Genomic DNA, 19,206 nt, shown 5'->3' with positions numbered 1-19,206 from the left:
TCCTTATCGACACAGGACCAATGCCTGCTCGGCGGCCAGTCGACCGCTGAACGGCTGGCCTTCATCCACCCCGTCGCTGGCGACTTCCACGCGCCAGGGGTCGGCCAGGGGAAACGTCTGCTCATGGTCGGCAAAGTTGATGCAGACCAGGCGCTCGTCGCCCTCGCAACGGCGACGATAAGCCAGCACTTGCGGATGCGACGGCAGTTCTTCCCAGCCGCCCAGGCGCAGCGCCAGGCTGTTGCGTCGGCAGGCCAGCAAGCGGCGGTAGAGCGCCAGCACCGAATCGTCGGCACGTTCTTGCGCCTCAACGGACAGTGCGCCTGCATCGGGTGCAAAAGGCAGCCAAGGCGCCTGTCCCGACCAGCCGTGAGGCGCTTGCTGGGTCCAAGGCAGCGGTGCTCGGCTGCCATCGCGTCCACCGGGATCGACGCGGGTCTGGGCGGTCACTTGGGTATCTTCCAATCCCAGTTCTTCGCCCTGATAGATGAATGGCGTGCCGCGCAGCGTCAGCAACATCACCGCCGCCGCCCGGGCCCGGCGCAATGAGCCGCCGTAGCGACTGCGATGACGACTGTTGTCATGATTGGACAGCACCCAGGTGGGCCAGGCCTGCAAGGGGCCGAGGTCGTTTTCCACTTCGCGGATGCACATGCGAAACACCACCGGATCCCAGGGCGCGTCCAGCGGCGGGAAGTTGAAGGACATGTGCAGCTCGTCACTGGCGCCGTAGTAGGCCGCCACCTGCGCCGTGGAGCGGATGTTCACTTCGCCGATCAGCACCCGCTCGCCGGGGTAGCTGTCCACCAGGCGCCGCAGCCCGCGCAGCACTTCATGGCTGTAGGGCTGGTCATTGATCTTGACCATGGTTTCGCCGGCCATGCAGCGCGGGTCGTCGGCGAAGCTCTGGTCCTTGCCGACGCAATGCACCACGTCGACGCGAAACCCATCGACGCCGCGCTCGAGCCAGAAGCGCAACACCTGGTGCATGGCGGCGACGACTTCGGGGTTGTGCCAGTTGAGATCCGGTTGTTGCGGCAGGAAGAAATGCAGGTAGTACTGCTGGCTGATCTCGTCCCAGGTCCAGGCGCTGCCGCCGTCGATCGAGGCCCGCCAATTGTTGGGCTGGTCCCGCCAGATGTACCAGTCGCGCTTGGGGTTGTCGCGGCGGGAACGCGATTCGATGAACCATGGATGTTGGTCGGAGGTGTGGTTGGGCACGAAGTCGAGCAGCACCTTCAAGCCGCGTTCGTGGGCCTGGGCAATCAATGCATCCAGGTCCGCCAGGTTGCCGAACAGCGGGTCGACGTCGATGTAGTCGCAGATATCGTAGCCCGCGTCGCACATCGGCGAGCGGTAGACAGGCGACAACCACAACGCATCGATGCGCAGCCGTTGCAGATGGTCCAGGCGTGCAGTCAATCCGGGGAGATCGCCAATGCCATCGCCGTTGGCATCGGCAAAAGAGCGAGGATAAACCTGGTAGATCACAGCGTTCTTCCACCAGGGCGAATGGAAGGAGTTGGGCATGTCGCCTCCTCTGATCGCAGTGTTTGGTGGGCAAGACCGCGGCCCCGCCTGATGCCCCTGTTATCAGGGGACATCAGTTAAGAACCGGAAAAAGCGCCTGGGGTTCGTTTTTTTTGATGGGGGGTGAGTCAGCGGGAGATTGGTTGGATGTGCCGCCGCCTTCGTCGGATCGCCGCCCGGAGCAAGCTCGCTCCCACAGGTCGTGCAAACGACACGAACCCTTGTGGGAGCGAGCTTGCTCGCGAAGACGGTGGGTCAGCTTGAGGAGGTTCCAGCAGCCCGCTCGACCATCGCAACGATGGTCACGAACAACTCCTGCTTGGCCTCGTCCGCGCTGATGTCCCCATTGGCCGCCGCATCGGACAACGCCTCCGCCGCCCCCAGCATCGCCCGCAGGCTCGCTTGGGAAAGACGCCCGTTCCCGGCGAACGGCTCCAGTACCGACCGGCATTTATCCAGGAAGATCCTTTCGTATTCCCGCTTGATGAGCTCCAGCTCCGGTGAACTGCTCAGGGCTGCGCTGACGCCGGGAATTTCCCTGCCCTGAAGCAGCACGCACTCGACGAAGGCATCGGCAATCACCTGCGAACGACTTTCCAGAATGGGCTCGCTGGCCTCGAGCGCTGCGTCCATCAGCGCCGTCTGGCGCGCATCGAAATCCTGGTACAGCGCAGCTAAAAGCCCTGATCGAGTGACGAAATGATCGTAGACGATCGGCTTGGTCACGCCAGCCTGTTCCGCGAGCCGGGCGAGCGTCAGTGCTTCGCTGCCCTCCTCGCGCACCAGCCGCCAGGCGACATCCAACAATTGCCGTTGGCGATCCGCGCGGGCCAGGCGTCGACGGGGCGCCGGGGAAGACGATGAATTTTCTTCGGTGCTTGACATGCTAACTTTACCAACCGTAACTTACTGTTCGTAACTTAACCAAGCATACTCGCTTGACGTTGTGTGATGCCAGAAGGAGATTCGCTATGCACGCGCTTATCGTTGTTGCCCACCATGACCCCCGCTCCCTGACCCATGCGCTGGCCCAGGCCATCGGCGACGGGATCGTCCAGGCCAACCGCGCCAATACCTTCGAGATTGCCGACCTGGCCGCCGAAGGTTTCGATCCACGCTTTGGCCTCGCCGACCATGCCGTCCACCGCCGCGAGGCCATGCCACCCGCGGATGTGCTGGCTGAACAAGCGAGAATCGACCGGGCCGACGCGCTCGTGCTGGTTTACCCGATCTACTGGTGGTCGATGCCAGCGCTGCTCAAGGGTTGGATTGATCGAGTGTTTTCCAATGGTTGGGCATTTGATTACAAGCTCGCCGAGTCGTTTACCCAGAAGCTCCAGCGATTGCAGGTCCATCTCGTGGCGCTCGGAGGGGCCGATGCCGACAGTTTCCAACGTCATGGCTACGACCAGGCGATGATCACGCAGATCGACCACGGCATCTTCGATTACTGCGGTGCGCGGGTGATGAGTTCCGAACGCTTGCTGGAATCGGAATCCCTCGATCCGAAAGCCCATTTGCAAGCCGCGCTTGCCCTCGGCCAGCGGCTGTTTCCGAGGGTCGAAGAAATCTCGCACGCGCAGGTCGACGCTGAGTGCGCCTGATCAGAGTGCACGCTGGCCAGCCGTGGACAACGCGACATCCCGTTGATAGATATCCGGGATGTACACGGCCTGCCCCTGGCTGTCCGCCTGCACCGTCCAGTAACCCAGCAGGATCGGCAGGGGCTTGGCCAGCCTGAATTCATGAGTCAGCTCGCTGGCCAGCAACGTATCGGTCCGGGTGCGCTCGGCAGGGGTCACCAACAGGTCCCGCAGGTGCATGACTTGTTCGATGCGCACGCAGCCCGAACTGAACGCCCGCGGGCCCTTGCTGAACAGTGCCTGGCTGGGTGTGTCATGCAGGTACACTGAGAACGGATTGGGAAAGCGGACCACCAATTTTCCGAGCGGGTTTTTCGCACCGGCATCCTGGCGCAGCATCAGGTCGCCAGGATGTTCCCAATCGATATTTTCCACCGCCAGCGGCAAGCCATCCCGATCGAGCACCTTGAGGTTATGCCGGGCGAGAAACTCCGGGTCGCGGCGAATCTCGGGCAGTTTGTCTTCACGCATGATCGTCGGCGGGATGGTCCACGTGGGGTTGAGCGTCAGGCGAGTGATGCGCGATTTGATCAAGGGTGTCTGGCGTTCGGCACGCCCCACCTGGGTGCGGGTTTGCCACACGGGCGCGCCGCCCTGGTAGACCGTCAGTTGCGCCGCCGCCACGTTGACCAGCACGCTATCGGGCTCCAGGTCCTGGGCCAGCCAACGCATGCGCTCCAGGTTGATGCGCAACTGCTCGCGGCGCATGGCTGGGCTGATATTCAGTTCGGTGACGGTCCAGGGCCCGACGACCCCATCGGCTTGCAGTGAATGATGAAGCTGGAAGCTTTTCATCGCCTCCACGAGGCTCGCGCTGTAATGCTCATCGGCGTCGAGTGGCGGCACGCTGAGGTAGCCTTCGTTGAACAGGCGCCGGGCCAGGGCCGGTACGCGGGCGTCGCGCTTGTCCGGTTGCAACAAGGGGCCGCTGGGCACCGATTGCCAGTTCGCCAGGGGCTGCTGTCGTTGTCTCGCGTAGAGTTCGCGCAGGTCGCGATAAAGCGCCAGGCTCGGCCGCGCCAACTCGAAAGCCTCTGCCGGGTCTTGCAGGCCCGCCACGGCGAAATGCAACACCATGGCCTGCCGGTCCGGCAACTGGGGATTGGCTTTCCAGATCGGCTCCAGGCGATTCTGTGGCAGATGGCCGAAACGCAATTCATGCAGGGCTTGCAGGTAGCGTTGGCTGATGGCGATGTCGGTACAGGCCGCGTTGGCGTAACGGCCCTCGTCCGGCAGGTCGTAACGGGCCGGATCGAGTCCGTCATCGGCCAGTTGCTGTAGCTGGGTTTGCAACGCCTGCAACCGCCCGTCGTCCGTCCAGATCGCCTGGCCTGCGTTTTGCTGGTAAAGCGCCTGCAGGTTCATCACCGTCGGAAAGTCGACGCCACCGGCCAATTCGGGGCAATTGACCGACAGTTGCGCCAGTGTGGTTTGCGCCTGGGCCGGATCGCCGTCCTCGGCCGTAGCGACCAATGGCGCAACGAGCAATAAAAGGCTCAGGTAACATGCGGACTTTTTGAACAACTGCTTTACTCCAATCCATGGCCGTCTCGTTGACGGTGAATTTTGCGACAGGTACGACCCGCCATCATGCAGACAAACAAAACCGGACGGGATGCCGCAAACGAACGCCACCGCAAGCTGCCTTCACCTGTATCGGCCTTCTTGCGCCGATTCTGCCTGGTCGTGACCGGCCTTGGCATCCTGTGCAGCCCGGTGCTGGCCGAAAAACTCAACGCCCAGCCGCTTTACAACAGCCTCGCCCACGCCGCGCCGGAACTCAATCCCCAAGCGCTGAAAAGTGCCCTGAGTGCGATGCAGTGCGCAGTTGCCAACGGTGCTCGACAGGCTCGCCATCTGGCGGTGATCGACTATTCGCAACCTTCGACGGCCCGGCGCTTGTGGATCTTCGACCTGCGCCAGAAAAAGCTGGTCCTGCGTGATCTCGTGGCCCACGGGCAGAAATCCGGGGAAAACTTCGCCACCCAGTTTTCCAACCGACTGGGCAGCTATCAATCGAGCCTGGGGCTGTTCCGCACCCAGGAAAGCTACCAGGGCACCCACGGCTACTCGCTGCGCATGGATGGCCTGGAACCCGGATTCAATGACCAGGCGCGCGACCGGGCGATCGTCATCCACGCCGCTGACTACGTGAACCCGCTCTGGAGCGTGCGCCAGGGGCGCATCGGCCGCAGCCAGGGCTGTCCCGCCGTGCGTCCGCAAGTGGCGCGGCAAGTGATAGACAAGCTCAAGGGCGGGCAATTCATGTTTTCCTGGTACCCGGACCCGGCGTGGCTCAAGCGCTCGCCCTATCTCAATTGCCAGCCGCAGCAGGTGGCGAGCATCCTCGCGACCAGCGGGGGCTAGCAGCCCTTTGTGGCGAGTGAGCAAGCTCCCTCGCCACAGGGATTGCAGTGCATGGGTTCGTGGTTAAAATGCCGGCCTTTCGAGTCGCTGGCGTTTTTATCTGATGAACCCTCAAGCCCTTCAAACATTGCAGAGCCATTTGCTGACGGCGCTGGAATCGGCGCCCGACGAAACCCGTCGCCTGTTCCATGGCCGAGGACGCTGCTGGCCGGGGCTGGAACAGATCACCGTCGACTGGCTGCAAGGCGTCGTGTTGGTCTCGCTGTTCAAGGAACCCGATCCAGCGCAACTGGAGGACCTGTTCGCCACGCTGCGCGCCCTCGCCGCCTCGCCCGCCTGGCAACACAGTGGTGCCCACACCCTCGCGGTGCAACATCGGTACCTGCCCGACAGCCTGACCCAATGGTTGGTGGGCGAACCGATCGATGAATGGACCCTGGCCGAAGGCGGCCTGCGTTATCGGATCGACCTGGGCAAGAAGCAGAACAACGGCCTCTTTCTCGATATGCGCCATGGCCGCGACTGGGTGCGCGCCCACGCCCAAGGCAAGCGCGTGCTCAACCTGTTCGCCTATACCTGCGGCTTCTCGGTGGCGGCCATCGCCGGCGGTGCCCGCCACGTGGTCAACCTGGACATGTCCCGCGCAGCCCTGAGCCGTGGTCGCGACAATCATCGCCTGAACGGCCATGACCTGGGCCAAGTGAGCTTTCTAGGGCACGATCTGTTCAAATCCTGGGGCAAGGTGATCAACAGTGGGCCCTATGACCTGGTCATCATCGACCCGCCCACGTTCCAGAAAGGCAGCTTCCTGCTGACCAAGGATTATCAGCGGGTGCTGCGCCGCCTGCCGGAGCTGCTGACCGCTGCAGGTACGGTCCTGGCGTGTAGCAATGACCCGGCGACCGGTCCTGACTTCCTCATCGACGGCGTCATGCGTGAAGCGCCCGGCCTGATATTCGAAGAGCGACTGCCAAATCCTCCGGAATTTCCAGATACAGACCCCGCCTGTGGCTTGAAGGCCATGGTGTTCAAGCGTAAGGACCCGGCCATCGTCTGAAAACTGCGTGCCGGGATTACACATTTCCACTATTTGATGGATCTTGCTCGCGACTAGACTGTTTCACGTTGTCTGCAGCGTGAACCGGTCCGGTTGCACCTGCGGCAACCTCGAACCCGGACTGTTCAAGGATTGAAGAACCATGTCGCATTCACATTCCTCTGACCCGCGCCAGCGCTGGCGCGCATTGATCGTCTTGTGCCTGGGCGTGCTGATGATCGTGCTCGACGGTACGGTGGTGAACGTCGCCCTGCCCTCGATCAAGGACAACCTGCAATTCAACGACACCAACCTGGCCTGGGTCGTCAATGCTTACTTACTGACCTTTGGCGGCTTCCTGCTGCTCGGCGGTCGCCTCGGCGACCTCTATGGCCACCGCCGGCTGTTTACCCTGGGATTGGCGGCGTTCACCCTCGCGTCGCTGGCCTGCGGACTGGCGCCATCGCAGTCATGGTTGATCACTGCCCGTGCGGTTCAAGGCCTCGGCGGTGCGGTGGTCACGGCGGTGGCCTTGTCGTTGATCATGGACTTGTTCACCGAGCCCGGTGAACGCGCGCGGGCGATGGGCGTGTACAGTTTCGTCTGTGCTGCGGGCGGCAGTATTGGTGTGCTGTTGGGTGGTTTGCTGACCGATCTGCTGAGTTGGCATTGGATCTTCCTGGTCAACCTGCCTGTCGGCCTGATCGTCCTGGCGCTGTCCCTCAAGTTGTTGCCCGCCGTGCGCGCCGGAGGCAGCGGACAATTGGATGTTGCCGGCGCGGTGACCGCCACCCTGTCGTTGATGATCGCCGTGTACGCCGTGGTCAACGGCAATGAGCGGGGTTGGACCTCCCTCCACACGCTGGGCCTGTTGGCAGCCTCGGCCTTGTTGATGCTGGGCTTCATCCTGCTTGAACGCCGGATTGCGCATCCCTTGATCCCGATGAGCCTGTTTCACCTGCATAACCTGCGCACCGCCAATCTGCTAGCGGTGCTCTGGGCCGCGTCGATGTTCGCCTGGTTTTTCCTGTCGGCGCTCTACATGCAATTGGTGCTGGGCTATACGCCGATGCAAGTGGGATTGGCGTTCCTGCCAGCCAACGTGATCATGGCGATTTTTTCCCTGGGTCTGTCCGCGCGGCTGGTGATGCGCTACGGCACACGAACGCCGTTGGCGGCAGGCCTGCTGCTCGCCGCCATCGGCCTGGCACTGTTTGCACGGGCGCCGCTGGACGGCCAGTTCGTCGGCGATGTCCTGCCGGGCATGTTGCTGCTGGGGTTGGGCGCGGGGATGGCGTTCAATCCGATGTTGCTAGCGGCGATGAGCGACGTGGAACCCAAGGATTCCGGCCTGGCATCAGGCGTCGTCAATACATCGTTCATGATGGGCGGCTCCGTGGGCCTGGCGGTGCTGGCAAGCATTGCCGCGTACCGGACCAAGACGGCCGCGTCCGATCTCGCGCCGCTGGTTGCGCTCAACGACGGGTATCAGATGGCGTTTTTGATCGGCGCAGCGTTCGCGCTGACCGCAGCCGTACTGGCGGGCCTGCTGCTGCGAAGCACCACGACGGGACAGCAGGCGAAGGTCGACTCCGCAGCCCACCCTGCCCCTTGACGGCAGCGGGCGGCAACGGCGGGCATCAAGTGATGCCTGTCGTTGCTGCCGGTCCAGTCGAGTCTCAGGCGGCCATCCGCTCACACGCTTCGGCGCAGGACTGGCAGGCCTTGGCGCAATCCTGACAGTGGCCCGCCTCATGTTTCGCGCATTCTTCACCACAAGCCCGACAGATGCTCGCGCAGACGATACAAAGATCCGTCGCCACCCGACTGTCACGCTGCATCAGCGTTGCGGCGAGGCGGCACAGGTCGGCGCAGTCACGGTCCAGCTCGATGCAACGGGCCATCATCTGAACGTTTTCTTCTTGCAGGCAAGCGCTGGCGCACGCCTCGCAGGTCATGGCGCAGGCGAGGCATTCGTCGATGCAGGCTTGATAACGGCTGTTCATGGCACTCTCCTCTTTTGAAGGTCGATTCAAAAAATGCATACCGCCTGTTCAAGGCAGGTATAAGCGTGCGACTCGGCCCGTGAACCGGGGGTTTCAAAAGAAAAATTACATTTTCGTCAGCTGGACCGGCGCCTGCCGTTCATCCTGCGTCCGGCAATCAGATCACCAGCGTCAACCACGCCGACACCAGCAGCAACACCGCCATGACGCGGTTGAACCGCCCCATCGCCACGGCGGAACGGCAGAACCTCGCGGCGCCGCGCCCCAGGTAGGCCCAGGCCGTCATGCAAGGAATGGATATCGCGAAGAACGCCAGGGACAGCCAGAGCACGCGTACGGTACGGTCCGCCTCGGCGCCGGCGAATACGCTGACCACCGCCAACGCCATCATCCAGGTCTTCGGGTTCACCAGTTGCAACCCGGCGGCACCCGCCAGGCCCAGCCGGGGGCCTTCCACCGGTTTGTCGGGGTCAATGGCCTCGGCGGGCGCGCTGAAAATCTGCCAGGCCATCCAGCTCAGCCAGGCGATGCCGGCCCAGGACAACACTGTCTGGATCGTCGCGTGCCGGGCCAGCACGTCCCCCAAGCCGGTGCCGACCACCAATACCAGCAACGCGGCGGCAGCACAGGCACCGAGGATGATCGGCCAGGTGGTCGTCAGGCCAAAGCGAGAACTGTGGCTCAACACCAGGATATTGGTCGGGCCCGGGGTGATGGAGGCGACAAAGGCAAACAAGGCAAACGGCAGCAACTGGTCCATGGAGCAATTTCTCGGTGGATGATCGTAGGGCTGATCATCCCGATGCCGGCGTGGTCAGTCTGGAACAATTGAGCAGCGCTTGCGGTAGTCCGCCGGGCTCATGCGATAGGCGCGCTGGAACCAGCGGCCCAAGTGACTCTGGTCGGCGAAGCCGAGCATGGCCGCCACCGCCACGGCGCTTTCACCACGGGCCAGCAACCGCCGCGCCCGCGCCAGGCGCAGTTGGATAAGGTAAGCATGGGGCGCCAGGCCGAAAGCGGCCTTGAATGCGCGGCTCAGGCGAAAACGATCGACACCGGTGGCCCGCGCCAGGTCGTCGAGGCCGATGTCTTCGCTCAGGTGGCTATGCAGATAGTCGCGGGCCTGCTGCGCAACCAACGGCAGGCGCGGGTCGGGATTGATCCGTGCGCGCCAGTGCAAGTGTTGGGTAAGGTTCGCCAGCAGCGTGTCGAGGGCGGTCTGGCGGACGATCAGGATGTCTTGCTCGTGCAGGCTCTGGAAGGCCGTGGCGGTGGCGCTCGCCAGACGCGCGTCATCATTCAGGGTGGCGGCAAAGCCCAGCTGGGCATTGTCCGGCGCTTCATCGAACAAGGAGCGCAGCTCGCGCTCGAGCCAGTGGGGTTCGAGGTACAACGTGCGGTAGGTGAAACCGTGTTCGTGGGGTGCGTTTCCGTCATGCAGTTCGCCGGGTTCGAGCAGGAACACTTTGCCCGGTGTGCTGTTGTGTTGCTGCCTTCGGCAATGGAACTGTTGCACGCCCTGCTCCGTCACGCCCACCAGGTAGGCATCGTGCCAATGCGGATCGTAGGCATGCCCCTCGAAATGCGCGCGCACGGTCTCGATGCCGGACGTGGCGTCCTGCTTGAGATCGATCCAGTTGCGCGCGGTCATGGGCTGTCTCGTTTATGTATCGGCTGGCTGAGATTAAACGACTTGGATGGGCTGGTCTGGAAGATTTGTGCAGTTTCACTCCGGCATTGTGTTCGCTCCCACAATGGATTGAGGTGCAGCCCCTCCTAGCCTTCAAGCATCCGGCGTAATTACCGGCAACACGGTCTCCACGGCCAACCGTGCCAGTTCCGCATCCTCTTCGGCCTTCACCCCGGAAACCCCGATGGCACCAATGCACTCGCCATCGTGGCGGATGGTCACGCCACCTTCGAGCATGCCTTGCAAGTGCGGGGCGCTCAGGAAAGCCAGGCGGCCGCCGTTGATCATGTCTTCGAAGGCCTTGCTGTCACGCCGGCCCATGGCGGCGGTGCGGGCTTTTTCGGTGGCGATGTAGGCCGATAAGGGCGAGGCACCGTCCAGGCGCAGCAGCCCCAAGGGATGCCCGCCATCGTCTACCACGCAGACCGATACGGCCCATTGGCGCTGGTGAGCCAGCTCCTTCGCCGCCACCAGCAACTGAGCAACATCCTGCTCGGTGAGTACCGCTTTGGTTTTCATGAATCACTCCGTGCTGTGCGATGAGTCCCGCCGACTAACGCCCGCGGGATCCAGGTCATTGCGATGATTATTCGCCGTAGATATCGAAATCGAAATATTTCTGGCGAATCCGGTCATAGGTGCCATTGGCGCGGATGGTTGCCAGGGCCTGGTTGAAACGGCTCGCCAGCGGATCGTTCTTGCGCACCGCAATGCCAATGCCCGTGCCGAAGTATTGTTCTTCGACGAAATTCGGGCCAACAAATTCAAAATCCTTGCCTTCCGGGCGCTTGAGCAAGCTTTCGTCGATCACCACCGAGCTGGCCATCGTCGCGTCCAGGCGGCCGCCCAGCAGGTCGAGGAAGATTTCGTTCTGCGAACCATAGCGGATTACTTCGGCGCCCGCCGGGGCAAATTTTTCGGTGACGTAACGATCAAAGTTGGTCGCCCGCTGCACGCCGATCCGCTTGCCCTTGAGCTGCGAGGGAATCTCGCTGATGCCGCTGCCCTTGCGAAACACCAGGCGGGCCGGGATGCGGTAGTAACGGTTGGTGAAGTCGACCGATTTCATGCGCTCCGGCGTGATCGACATGGAAGAAATCACCGCGTCGACCTTCTTCACCTTGAGTGCCGGGATCAAGCCGTCGAACTCCTGTTCTATCCAGTCGCAGCGTACCTTCATTTCGGCGCACAGGGCCTGGCCGATGTCGTAGTCAAAACCGACGATGGTGTTGTCCGGGGTTTTCGAGGCGAACGGTGGATAGGCCGCTTCGATGCCGATGCGCAACGAGTTTTCCGCGGCGTTCAGGTTGGCGCCGAACGCCAGCAACGAGACGAGGCCCAGCTTGAGTGCAATGCGTTTGATGTTCATTCATTAGCTCCGGATGCGGTGTTATTGAGTTCGGACGCTCGGCGAAAAGTCGTCCGTTATGGCAGCAGCAACGTGAACAAGCGCGGGCGACGGCTCTGGTGGTCGTCTTGCCCGGTAACGGCATAACAGCGGTCCGGCGTGCTACACCGCTGCGGTGACGATGAGTTCGAGCAGGATCTGCGGGTCATCGAAGGCCACTTGCGCGGTGGCCCGCGCGGGGGTGTTCGCAGCGTCGACCCAGTCGCTCCACAGCGCGTTCATCGCGGCGAAATCGCCGCCCATGTCCTTCATCCAGATCTGCACGCTGAGCAGGCGACGTTTGTCCGTGCCCGACGCGGCGAGCAATTCATCGACCCGTTGCAGCACTTGGCGGGTCTGGCCCTGAATGTCCTGGCTGCAGTCAGCAGCGACGATGCCGCTGAGCCAGGCCACGCCGTTGTGCACGACGCTGCGGCTCAGGCGCGGGTTGCTTTCGATACGTTGGATGGTCATGACAGTTCCTCCAGTGAGTGGCTTTCGCCGGCCAGTTGAGCCAGCGTGATCGGTTTGAGGGGCGGACGAATGCGGTAGTAGCCCACCTCGGCGGGCGGCACGCGACGATGAGCGGCGATGATCTGGGTGACACTCAAGCCGCACTGGCGGCCCTGGCACGGGCCCATGCCGCAACGGCCGAAGGCCTTGGTCTGGTTGGGTCCCAAACAGCCGAGGTCGACATAACGGCGGATATCGCCGGCGCTGACTTCTTCACAGCGACACACCATCACGTCATCGGCCGGCACGCAGCTCCGTGCCGGGGGACGATAAAGTGCGTCGATCAAAGGGCGCGCGGCGCGGGCGCGACCCAAGGCTTTTTGAATCAGGAGCGTTCGGTTGCGCTGCCCGGCAATGGCAGAGGCGACGAGACGCCCTTCGAGCTGCGCAACCTGCGCACCACCGATGGCGCCGCCGTCACCGGCGATATAAATGCCCGCGGCGCTGGTTTCGCCGACGCCATTACGGCGCGGGGCCCAGCACAGCTGCGACTCGCTCCAGTCATGCTCCAGGCGCAGTGACCGGCTGATCTGCGTATGAGGGACCACGCCCTGGTGCAATAAAATCAGTTCGGCGGACACTTGGTGATGCTGCCCGCCACTGACGAAGCTCAAGGCGTTGGCGCGATCATTACCCTCGATGCGCAGGTTACCGGCACCGCGAAAATGGCGGATGCCGGCACGCTTCAGTTCAACCAGCAGCCCCGCGCCCTTGAGCAAGTCGCGCCAACCTCGCATCGCACCTGGAATGGTGCGCCAGGCCTTGAGCAGATCACGTCCCTGGCTGGTATCGACGAGCGCCTCGACAGCAATTCCCGCCCGCAAGTACTGCACCGCCAGCAAATACAACAACGGACCGCAGCCCGCCAGGACCACAGGTCCCGCCGGGACCATGGCCGCGCTCTTGAGCAAAATTTGCCCCGCGCCAGCGGTCATGACGCCGGGCAAGGTCCAGCCGGGGATCGGCATGGGACGTTCGAAGGCGCCCGTGGCGATCAGCAGATGGCGCCCTTGCAGGATTCGCGCACGGCCTTCGACCAAGTAGTGAACCTCACGCTGCGGCGTGACTTGCCAGATCGCCGCGTTGGGCACGTAGCGGGCTCCGCATTGGCTGAACTCGGCCGCCAACTTCGCTCCGGCGCTGTAATCGGCGCCCAGCACCGCACGGCTGCCGGCATCGGCTTGAAGTACCTGGCGATAGATCTGCCCGCCGGGGCTGGCCTGCTCATCCAGCACCGCCACCGACAATCCATGGGCCCGCGCCTCGAGCGCCGCGCTCATGCCGGCCGGTCCGGCACCGATGATGATCAGGTCGATCGCGACATTACTCATCGCTCACCTCCCCAGCCGGCACCAAGGCTGCGGCGCCGCATTGCCGACGCACGCGCATGCCCGCACGCACGGGCACCAGGCAGGATTGGACGTTGGCCTGGCCGTCCACCTGCACCAGGCATTCGAAGCACACGCCCATCATGCAATACGGTGCGGCGGGCCTGCCGCTGATAGCGCTTTCGCGGGTGTGACGGATACCGCTGGCGAGCAAGGCCGCCGCCAGGGACACCTTGTCCGGCACGCTCAACGGCTGGCCTTCGAATTCGATCGATACGTTCTGCTGCGCGACGGCCAAAGACCGGAAAAGGCTGTCAGCCGACATGGTGCATCTCCATGGATGAATTGAAGCGGTGCAGGCCGAACGGCTTCACGGCGGGGTCATCGAATTCACCGGCCATCCAAGGGGCCAGGCGCAGGGCATGAACGGCGGCCAACGTCACGCCGCTGTGGCAACTGACCACCGACAGCCCCGGGCAGCCCTGGGACATTTCGTAGATCGGAAACCCGTCGGCGCTCATCACCCGCAATGCGCCCCAGGCCCGCACCAAATGCACGTCACCCAGCAGCGGAAAACACTGCACGGCGCGCCTGGCGATAGCGGCCATGACCTGGCTACCGGTGCCATCGTCGAAACCGGCCGATTCATGGGAATCGCCTAACTGCACCGTGCCTTCGTCGGTCTGGCGAACATAGGTGGTGGGGTAATGCAGGAAGGGCTTGAGGCGTTCGGTCACCAGGATCTGTCCGCGATTAGGCTGCACAGGCACATCCAATCCAACCTGCTCACCCAACGCGCGATTGCCAAGGCCAGCGGCCAGGACCACCTGGCAGGCCGACCAACGCTGATCGCCTGTCCTTAATTGAAAACCCGTGTCATTCGGTTCGATGGCGTCGACGTGGTAGCCGTTGATCAATCTGACACCACGCGACTTGCACGCCGCGTAGAGCGAACGCAACAGTTTCAGCGGGTTCACATGACCGTCCATGGGCGAGAAGCAACCGCCCACCACATCGGGCCCGATGCCCGGCAGACGGCTGAGCAGTTGCGCCGAGTCCAGCAGCTCGTAGGGGTAGTCACCGTCAAGGGCCTCGCGCAGCCAGCCCAGGCGCGCGGCTTCCTCGGCCATTTCCGCATCGCTCAGGCACAGCTGGAAACCGCCCTGCTGGCGCAGATGGATATCGATCCCGGTATCGGCTTGCAACGCTGCCGCGAAGCGTGGCCACAACGCCACCGATTCGCGGGTCCATTGCGCATAAGGGCTCATGCCGTAGCCCTTGCCCTGAACCCAAAGCAGGCCGAAGTTGCCCCGGGCGGCGCGGATGGCGTCGTCGCCCTCGTCGAGCACGCTTACCTGGCGTCCGAGCAAGGCCAGGCCATAAGCGATGGACATACCCACCAGGCCACCGCCTACGATGATCACATCAGTTTTTTGCATGGCTGCCCTGCGCTGTATTTAGCCGCTGCGTTTCATTAGAAACGCTGATTTTTCGGCCTTGTGAATCGTCGAGGGAAATCCTAGGACGCTGCCAAGCTCATGAAAAATGCTTTATTTTGGATAGCTCATGTCTTTTTGTTATGGATAGGTAAACCTATGAACCTTCGCCAGCTGGAAGCCTTTCGTGCAGTGATCCTGGGGCAGACGGTGACCCGCGCCGCCGAAATGCTGCACATCTCCCAGCCCGCCGCGACCCGGCTGATCGCCAGCTTGGAGGAAGACATCGGTTTCAGCCTGTTCGACCGCATCAAGGGGCGCCTGCAACCCACCGCCGAAGCCATGACGCTGTATCAGGAAGTGCAGCGTTCGCTGCTGGGCGTCGAGCGGATCGCGCGCACCGCCCAGGACATCCGCAATTTGAAGCGTGGTTCGTTGCACATCGCCTGCGCACCGGCCATGGGCTTGTCGTTCCTGCCCCGGGCTATCGCCGCGTTCATGGCCGAGCATGACCAGGTGCAGATCACCCTGATGGTGCAGTCATCGCGAGAAGTGGTGGACCTGGTGGTGGGCCAACGCTGTGACCTGGGCTTGATCGTCCTGCCCAACACCTACCCGAGCCCCCGCGCCGAAAGACTGCTTGCGACGCGGATGCTCTGCGCCCTGCCCGCCGGCCATCGCCTGGCGGAGCGCGCGACGATCGTCCCGGAAGACCTGCAAGGCGAGCCATTCATTTCCTACCCGCAATCCATTGGCTCTCGCCAGCACATCGACGCAATCTTTGCCGCCCATGGCGTGGAACGCGAGCTGCGGCTGGAAACGCAGCTCTCCCAGCCCATGTGCACCTTCGTCGAACAAGGCCTCGGCGTTGCTTTGGTGGACGCGATCAGCGCGGTTGAATACCGGGGCAATGGCATCGTCTTCCGCGCCTTCGAACCGGCGATTGAAATGGACTTCAGCATGCTGTTGCCGATCCAGGGACCGCTGTCGAAATTGCAGGCGAGCTTCTTGGCGCATATGCAGCGATTCATCGATGTGCAGGTGCCGGCGGCCTATCGCTTTTAGGTGGACCAATGGATCCATTGATCGCAGCCAATCATCAGACGATCCGCCAAAACCGTTGACAAGTAAATTAGTTAAGAGAGTTAATGGATCCACAGATAAAAACAAAACCAGCCTGGAGATCCGCTCATGTACCCCAAGAACACCTGGTACGTCGCCTGCATGCCTGATGAAATTGCCGAGAAGCCGCTGGGGCGGCAGATCTGTGGCGAGAAAATGGTTTTCTACCGAGGGTACGAAGGCAAGGTCGCGGCGGTCGAGGACTTCTGCCCGCACCGTGGCGCCCCGCTCTCGCTGGGCTATGTCGAAAACGGCAATTTGGTGTGTGGCTATCATGGCCTGGTGATGGGGGGTGACGGCAGGACTGTCGAGATGCCCGGCCAGCGGGTACGCGGTTTTCCCTGCAACAAGACCTTTGCGGTGCAGGAGCGCCATGGGTTTATCTGGGTCTGGCCGGGTGAGCAGGCACTGGCCGACCCGGCGCTGATCCCGCATCTGGAATGGGCGGAAAGTGACGAATGGGCGTACGGCGGCGGCCTGTTCCACATTCACTGCGACTATCGCCTGATGATCGACAACCTGATGGACCTGACCCACGAAACCTACGTGCACGCGTCAAGCATCGGGCAAAAGGAAATCGATGAGGCGCCGCCAGTGACCACCGTCGAAGGCGACGAAGTGGTCACTGCCCGGCACATGGAAAACATCATGGCCCCGCCGTTCTGGCGCATGGCGTTGCGCGGCAACAACCTCGCCGATGATGTGCCGGTGGACCGCTGGCAGATCTGCCGCTTCACCCCGCCCAGCCACGTGCTGATCGAAGTCGGTGTGGCCCATGCCGGCAAAGGCGGTTATCACGCGGCGCCGCAGTTCAAGGCGTCGAGCATCGTGGTCGACTTCATCACCCCGGAAACCGAGACGTCCATCTGGTACTTCTGGGGCATGGCGCGGCATTTCCAGCCCCAGGACGAAGCGCTGACCGCCAGCATTCGCGAAGGCCAGGGCAAGATTTTCAGCGAAGACCTGGAGATGCTCGAACGCCAGCAGCGCAACCTGCTGGACCATCCGCAACGCAACCTGCTCAAGCTCAACATTGACGCCGGTGGCGTGCAGTCGCGCCGGGTGCTGGAACGCTGGATCGCCCGGGAGCGGGAGCAAGAAGCGGCCCTGATCGCCAGCACGCGCCAGCCGCAACACGCGGAGCAACGGCCATGATCGAAGTCCAAGTTGCGGCGCGGCACGACGAAGCCCTGGACATCTGCAGCTACGAGCTGACACCTGTCGACGGCCAGGCACTCCCGGCCTTTACCGCCGGCGCCCATATCGATGTGCATTTGCCCGATGGGCTGATCCGCCAATATTCGCTGTGTAATCATCCTGAAGAACGGCATCGCTACCTCATCGGCGTGCTCAAGGATCCCGCCTCACGGGGCGGCTCGCGCAGCCTGCATGAGCAGATCCGGCCGGGCATGCGGCTGCTCATCAGCGAACCGCGCAACCTGTTCACCCTCGCCGCCGAGGCGCGGCGCAGCCTGTTGTTCGCCGGCGGGATCGGCATCACGCCGATCCTGTGCATGGCCGAGCACCTGGCCCAGAGCGGTGCCGCGTTCGCCCTGCATTATTGCGCCCGGTCCAGGGATCGCGCCGCTTTCGTCGAACGCTTGCAGCAATCGCCTTATGCCGACCGGGTTTTCCTGCACTTCGATGAAGACCCCGCCACGGCGCTGGATGCCGCTCGGGTCCTGGCGTCGCCCAGTGACGACCTGCACCTCTACGTGTGTGGCCCCGGCGGTTTCATGCAGCACATTCTCGACACCGCCAAGGCCCAAGGCTGGCGGGAACCCAACCTGCACCGGGAATACTTCGCCGCAGCCCCGACCGACACCAGCGCCGATGGCCGATTTTCGGTGAAACTTGCACGCAGCGGCCAGGTTTTCGAGATACCGCCGGACAGGAGCGTGGTCCAGGTGTTGGAAAGTCATGGCGTCGAAATCCCGATCTCGTGCGAGCAAGGCGTCTGCGGCACCTGCCTGACCCGAGTGCTGGAAGGCGTGCCGGAGCATCGGGACATGTTCCTCACTGAAGCCGAGCAAGCTTGCAACGACCAGTTCACGCCGTGTTGTTCAAGGTCCCGGACGCCGTTGTTGGTGTTGGATCTCTGAGTCCGCAGCCCTCTACAAAACCCTGTGGGAGCGAGCTTGCTCGCGATAGCGGTGTGTCAGCAACGTCTTTATTGCTGAACCTCCGGCCATCGCGAGCAAGCTCGCTCCCACAGATATTTGCGCCTCTAGTCAGGCCGCAGGATCACCTTCATCCGCTCATCCGCCAGCGTCGAGCCAAACACCTCGGCATAACGCAGGGTGGCGTTGGCATGCTCGCGCATGATCGCCTCGGCACGGGCGCCCTGGCGATTGACCAGCGCGTCGAACACCGAGTGATGCTGCATGTGGGCGTAGTTGAAACGACGGTACTCGCCGGCCATGTTCTGGCGATCGACCGCCAGGGCGGTGACGGAGGCGAATGGCAGGTGGTCGTTGCGCGCCAGGGCGTCGGCGATGGCCGGGTTGTGGCTGCCTTCGACGATCACTTGGTGAAAGCGCATATTGAGGTCGTGATAGACCTCCAGGTCCTCTTCGGTCACATGGCCTTTGGCGAACAGTTCGTCGCCTTGCACAAGGCACAGTTCGAGCGCGCGCCGAGCCTCGTCGGATAAACCGCGTTCGGCCGTCTGGCGGGCGGCTAACCCTTCAAGCACCCCACGCACCTCCACCGCTCCGGCAATCTCCTCGGCGCTGACAGAGCGCACCTGGAAACCACGCCCGCCAAAACGCACCAGCAGCCCTTCCTGCTCCAAGGTACGAAACGCCATGCGCACCGGCATGCGCGAGACGCCGAACAATTGCGCCGTGGGGATTTCCATCAAGCGCTCGCCCGCCGCCAGTTCGCCTGAAGCGATCATTCGACGCAATGCAACCAGCACCGTTTGGCCGGGCTTACTCATTCAGGTGATATCCAGAGAAGAGAGAGCCGCCATAGTAAAAGGCCTGGAACGGGGTGTCACGGCGCTATATGAATCAGCAGAGGCACCTGTGGGAGCGGGCTTGCTCGCGAAAACGGTGTGTCAGTGAACATGGAAACGACTGAACCACCGCATTCGCGAGCAAGACCGCTCCCACAAAAAGCGCTTTCAGCCGGTGGTGCCGGCGCG

At 62.8% G+C, this 19,206-nt stretch carries 20 protein-coding genes; 7 read left to right on the top strand and 13 right to left on the bottom strand.

Translation table 11 applies throughout. From position 1 onward, the window contains the following. Positions 1-3: 3 nt before the first annotated feature. Positions 4-1,530 (bottom strand): alpha-amylase family glycosyl hydrolase, encoded by a 1,527-nt coding sequence (locus JMN22_RS20870; protein WP_198796407.1) that lies wholly within the window; start codon positions 1,528-1,530, stop codon positions 4-6. A 255-nt stretch (positions 1,531-1,785) separates the two neighbouring features. Continuing rightward, on the bottom strand, positions 1,786-2,415 hold the full coding sequence (locus JMN22_RS20865; RefSeq protein ID WP_030140667.1) for a TetR/AcrR family transcriptional regulator: 630 nt from the start codon (positions 2,413-2,415) through the stop codon (positions 1,786-1,788). A gap of 86 nt (positions 2,416-2,501) precedes the next feature. Here JMN22_RS20865 and JMN22_RS20860 point away from each other — a divergent pair, with 86 nt between their 5' ends. After that, positions 2,502-3,134 carry an NAD(P)H-dependent oxidoreductase gene (locus JMN22_RS20860; RefSeq protein WP_198796406.1) on the top strand — a complete coding sequence of 211 codons (633 nt, stop codon included), beginning with the start codon at positions 2,502-2,504 and terminating at the stop codon, positions 3,132-3,134. Here JMN22_RS20860 and JMN22_RS20855 read toward each other — a convergent pair whose 3' ends face one another. After that, entirely contained in the window at positions 3,135-4,697 is a 1,563-nt protein-coding gene (locus JMN22_RS20855) for a L,D-transpeptidase family protein (RefSeq protein WP_198796405.1), read from the bottom strand. Positions 4,698-4,859: 162 nt separating this feature from the next. Here JMN22_RS20855 and JMN22_RS20850 point away from each other — a divergent pair, with 162 nt between their 5' ends. From JMN22_RS20850 to JMN22_RS20840, 3 genes are all read left to right on the top strand, one after another. Beyond that, positions 4,860-5,540, top strand: a complete 681-nt coding sequence (locus JMN22_RS20850; protein WP_198796539.1) for a murein L,D-transpeptidase catalytic domain family protein — start codon at positions 4,860-4,862, stop codon at positions 5,538-5,540. A 103-nt stretch (positions 5,541-5,643) separates the two neighbouring features. Beyond that, positions 5,644-6,597, top strand: a complete 954-nt coding sequence (locus JMN22_RS20845) for a class I SAM-dependent methyltransferase (protein ID WP_198796404.1) — start codon at positions 5,644-5,646, stop codon at positions 6,595-6,597. Between the two features lie 142 nt (positions 6,598-6,739). Continuing rightward, complete coding sequence (locus JMN22_RS20840) at positions 6,740-8,191, top strand: DHA2 family efflux MFS transporter permease subunit (protein ID WP_198796403.1); 1,452 nt, start codon at positions 6,740-6,742, stop codon at positions 8,189-8,191. A gap of 64 nt (positions 8,192-8,255) precedes the next feature. Here JMN22_RS20840 and JMN22_RS20835 read toward each other — a convergent pair whose 3' ends face one another. From JMN22_RS20835 to JMN22_RS20795, 9 genes are all read right to left on the bottom strand, one after another. Beyond that, complete coding sequence (locus JMN22_RS20835) at positions 8,256-8,582, bottom strand: four-helix bundle copper-binding protein (protein WP_198796402.1); 327 nt, start codon at positions 8,580-8,582, stop codon at positions 8,256-8,258. A gap of 157 nt (positions 8,583-8,739) precedes the next feature. Next, complete coding sequence (locus tag JMN22_RS20830) at positions 8,740-9,342, bottom strand: LysE family translocator (RefSeq protein ID WP_198796401.1); 603 nt, start codon at positions 9,340-9,342, stop codon at positions 8,740-8,742. A gap of 54 nt (positions 9,343-9,396) precedes the next feature. Further along, positions 9,397-10,233 carry an AraC family transcriptional regulator gene (locus JMN22_RS20825; protein WP_030140659.1) on the bottom strand — a complete coding sequence of 279 codons (837 nt, stop codon included), beginning with the start codon at positions 10,231-10,233 and terminating at the stop codon, positions 9,397-9,399. Positions 10,234-10,365: 132 nt separating this feature from the next. Next, positions 10,366-10,791: a GlcG/HbpS family heme-binding protein gene (locus JMN22_RS20820; RefSeq protein WP_198796400.1), complete on the bottom strand. Its 426-nt coding sequence runs from the start codon at positions 10,789-10,791 to the stop codon at positions 10,366-10,368. Between the two features lie 67 nt (positions 10,792-10,858). Next, positions 10,859-11,635 carry an ABC transporter substrate-binding protein gene (locus tag JMN22_RS20815; protein WP_437127683.1) on the bottom strand — a complete coding sequence of 259 codons (777 nt, stop codon included), beginning with the start codon at positions 11,633-11,635 and terminating at the stop codon, positions 10,859-10,861. Positions 11,636-11,782: 147 nt separating this feature from the next. Beyond that, positions 11,783-12,133 carry a RidA family protein gene (locus JMN22_RS20810; protein ID WP_198796398.1) on the bottom strand — a complete coding sequence of 117 codons (351 nt, stop codon included), beginning with the start codon at positions 12,131-12,133 and terminating at the stop codon, positions 11,783-11,785. Further along, positions 12,130-13,503, bottom strand: coding sequence for an FAD/NAD(P)-dependent oxidoreductase (locus tag JMN22_RS20805; RefSeq protein WP_198796397.1), 1,374 nt, complete (start codon positions 13,501-13,503; stop codon positions 12,130-12,132). The genes JMN22_RS20810 and JMN22_RS20805 overlap by 4 nt, the downstream gene beginning before the upstream one ends. After that, on the bottom strand, positions 13,496-13,825 hold the full coding sequence (locus JMN22_RS20800; protein WP_198796396.1) for a (2Fe-2S)-binding protein: 330 nt from the start codon (positions 13,823-13,825) through the stop codon (positions 13,496-13,498). The genes JMN22_RS20805 and JMN22_RS20800 overlap by 8 nt, the downstream gene beginning before the upstream one ends. Further along, a complete protein-coding gene (locus JMN22_RS20795; RefSeq protein ID WP_198796395.1) occupies positions 13,815-14,939 on the bottom strand; it encodes an NAD(P)/FAD-dependent oxidoreductase in 1,125 nt (374 codons plus the stop codon). Before JMN22_RS20795 ends, JMN22_RS20800 begins: the two co-directional genes overlap by 11 nt. Before the next feature lie 156 nt (positions 14,940-15,095). On the opposite strand from JMN22_RS20795, the gene JMN22_RS20790 reads away from it, so the two are divergent. The 3 genes from JMN22_RS20790 (at position 15,096) to JMN22_RS20780 (ending at position 18,160) form a co-directional block, all read left to right on the top strand. Continuing rightward, complete coding sequence (locus JMN22_RS20790) at positions 15,096-16,001, top strand: LysR substrate-binding domain-containing protein (RefSeq protein ID WP_198796394.1); 906 nt, start codon at positions 15,096-15,098, stop codon at positions 15,999-16,001. Between the two features lie 126 nt (positions 16,002-16,127). Continuing rightward, a complete protein-coding gene (locus JMN22_RS20785; RefSeq protein ID WP_198796393.1) occupies positions 16,128-17,213 on the top strand; it encodes an aromatic ring-hydroxylating oxygenase subunit alpha in 1,086 nt (361 codons plus the stop codon). After that, the gene (locus tag JMN22_RS20780) at positions 17,210-18,160 is read left to right on the top strand and encodes a PDR/VanB family oxidoreductase (RefSeq protein WP_198796392.1); all 951 of its coding nucleotides are present in this window, start codon (positions 17,210-17,212) and stop codon (positions 18,158-18,160) included. Before JMN22_RS20785 ends, JMN22_RS20780 begins: the two co-directional genes overlap by 4 nt. Positions 18,161-18,285: 125 nt before the next feature. Here JMN22_RS20780 and JMN22_RS20775 read toward each other — a convergent pair whose 3' ends face one another. Then, a complete protein-coding gene (locus JMN22_RS20775) occupies positions 18,286-18,999 on the bottom strand; it encodes a GntR family transcriptional regulator (RefSeq protein WP_030140649.1) in 714 nt (237 codons plus the stop codon). Between the last annotated feature and the right edge of the window lie 207 nt (positions 19,000-19,206).

Source organism: Pseudomonas sp. HB05, from assembly GCF_016756915.1.
Classification (GTDB): domain Bacteria; phylum Pseudomonadota; class Gammaproteobacteria; order Pseudomonadales; family Pseudomonadaceae; genus Aquipseudomonas; species Aquipseudomonas alvandae.
This window is presented reverse-complemented; position numbering and strand designations above follow the sequence as displayed.

What these genes read in the sequence shown, in the direction of transcription:
- JMN22_RS20870 (WP_198796407.1), bottom strand. Translation starts at nt 1,530, where the DNA reads ATGCCCAACTCCTTCCATTCGCCCTGGTGGAAGAACGCTGTGATCTAC.
- JMN22_RS20865 (WP_030140667.1), bottom strand. Translation starts at nt 2,415, where the DNA reads ATGTCAAGCACCGAAGAAAATTCATCGTCTTCCCCGGCGCCCCGTCGA.
- JMN22_RS20860 (WP_198796406.1), top strand. Translation starts at nt 2,502, where the DNA reads ATGCACGCGCTTATCGTTGTTGCCCACCATGACCCCCGCTCCCTGACC.
- JMN22_RS20845 (WP_198796404.1), top strand. Translation starts at nt 5,644, where the DNA reads ATGAACCCTCAAGCCCTTCAAACATTGCAGAGCCATTTGCTGACGGCG.
- JMN22_RS20840 (WP_198796403.1), top strand. Translation starts at nt 6,740, where the DNA reads ATGTCGCATTCACATTCCTCTGACCCGCGCCAGCGCTGGCGCGCATTG.
- JMN22_RS20835 (WP_198796402.1), bottom strand. Translation starts at nt 8,582, where the DNA reads ATGAACAGCCGTTATCAAGCCTGCATCGACGAATGCCTCGCCTGCGCC.
- JMN22_RS20830 (WP_198796401.1), bottom strand. Translation starts at nt 9,342, where the DNA reads ATGGACCAGTTGCTGCCGTTTGCCTTGTTTGCCTTTGTCGCCTCCATC.
- JMN22_RS20825 (WP_030140659.1), bottom strand. Translation starts at nt 10,233, where the DNA reads ATGACCGCGCGCAACTGGATCGATCTCAAGCAGGACGCCACGTCCGGC.
- JMN22_RS20820 (WP_198796400.1), bottom strand. Translation starts at nt 10,791, where the DNA reads ATGAAAACCAAAGCGGTACTCACCGAGCAGGATGTTGCTCAGTTGCTG.
- JMN22_RS20810 (WP_198796398.1), bottom strand. Translation starts at nt 12,133, where the DNA reads ATGACCATCCAACGTATCGAAAGCAACCCGCGCCTGAGCCGCAGCGTC.
- JMN22_RS20805 (WP_198796397.1), bottom strand. Translation starts at nt 13,503, where the DNA reads ATGAGTAATGTCGCGATCGACCTGATCATCATCGGTGCCGGACCGGCC.
- JMN22_RS20800 (WP_198796396.1), bottom strand. Translation starts at nt 13,825, where the DNA reads ATGTCGGCTGACAGCCTTTTCCGGTCTTTGGCCGTCGCGCAGCAGAAC.
- JMN22_RS20795 (WP_198796395.1), bottom strand. Translation starts at nt 14,939, where the DNA reads ATGCAAAAAACTGATGTGATCATCGTAGGCGGTGGCCTGGTGGGTATG.
- JMN22_RS20790 (WP_198796394.1), top strand. Translation starts at nt 15,096, where the DNA reads ATGAACCTTCGCCAGCTGGAAGCCTTTCGTGCAGTGATCCTGGGGCAG.
- JMN22_RS20785 (WP_198796393.1), top strand. Translation starts at nt 16,128, where the DNA reads ATGTACCCCAAGAACACCTGGTACGTCGCCTGCATGCCTGATGAAATT.
- JMN22_RS20780 (WP_198796392.1), top strand. Translation starts at nt 17,210, where the DNA reads ATGATCGAAGTCCAAGTTGCGGCGCGGCACGACGAAGCCCTGGACATC.
- JMN22_RS20775 (WP_030140649.1), bottom strand. Translation starts at nt 18,999, where the DNA reads ATGAGTAAGCCCGGCCAAACGGTGCTGGTTGCATTGCGTCGAATGATC.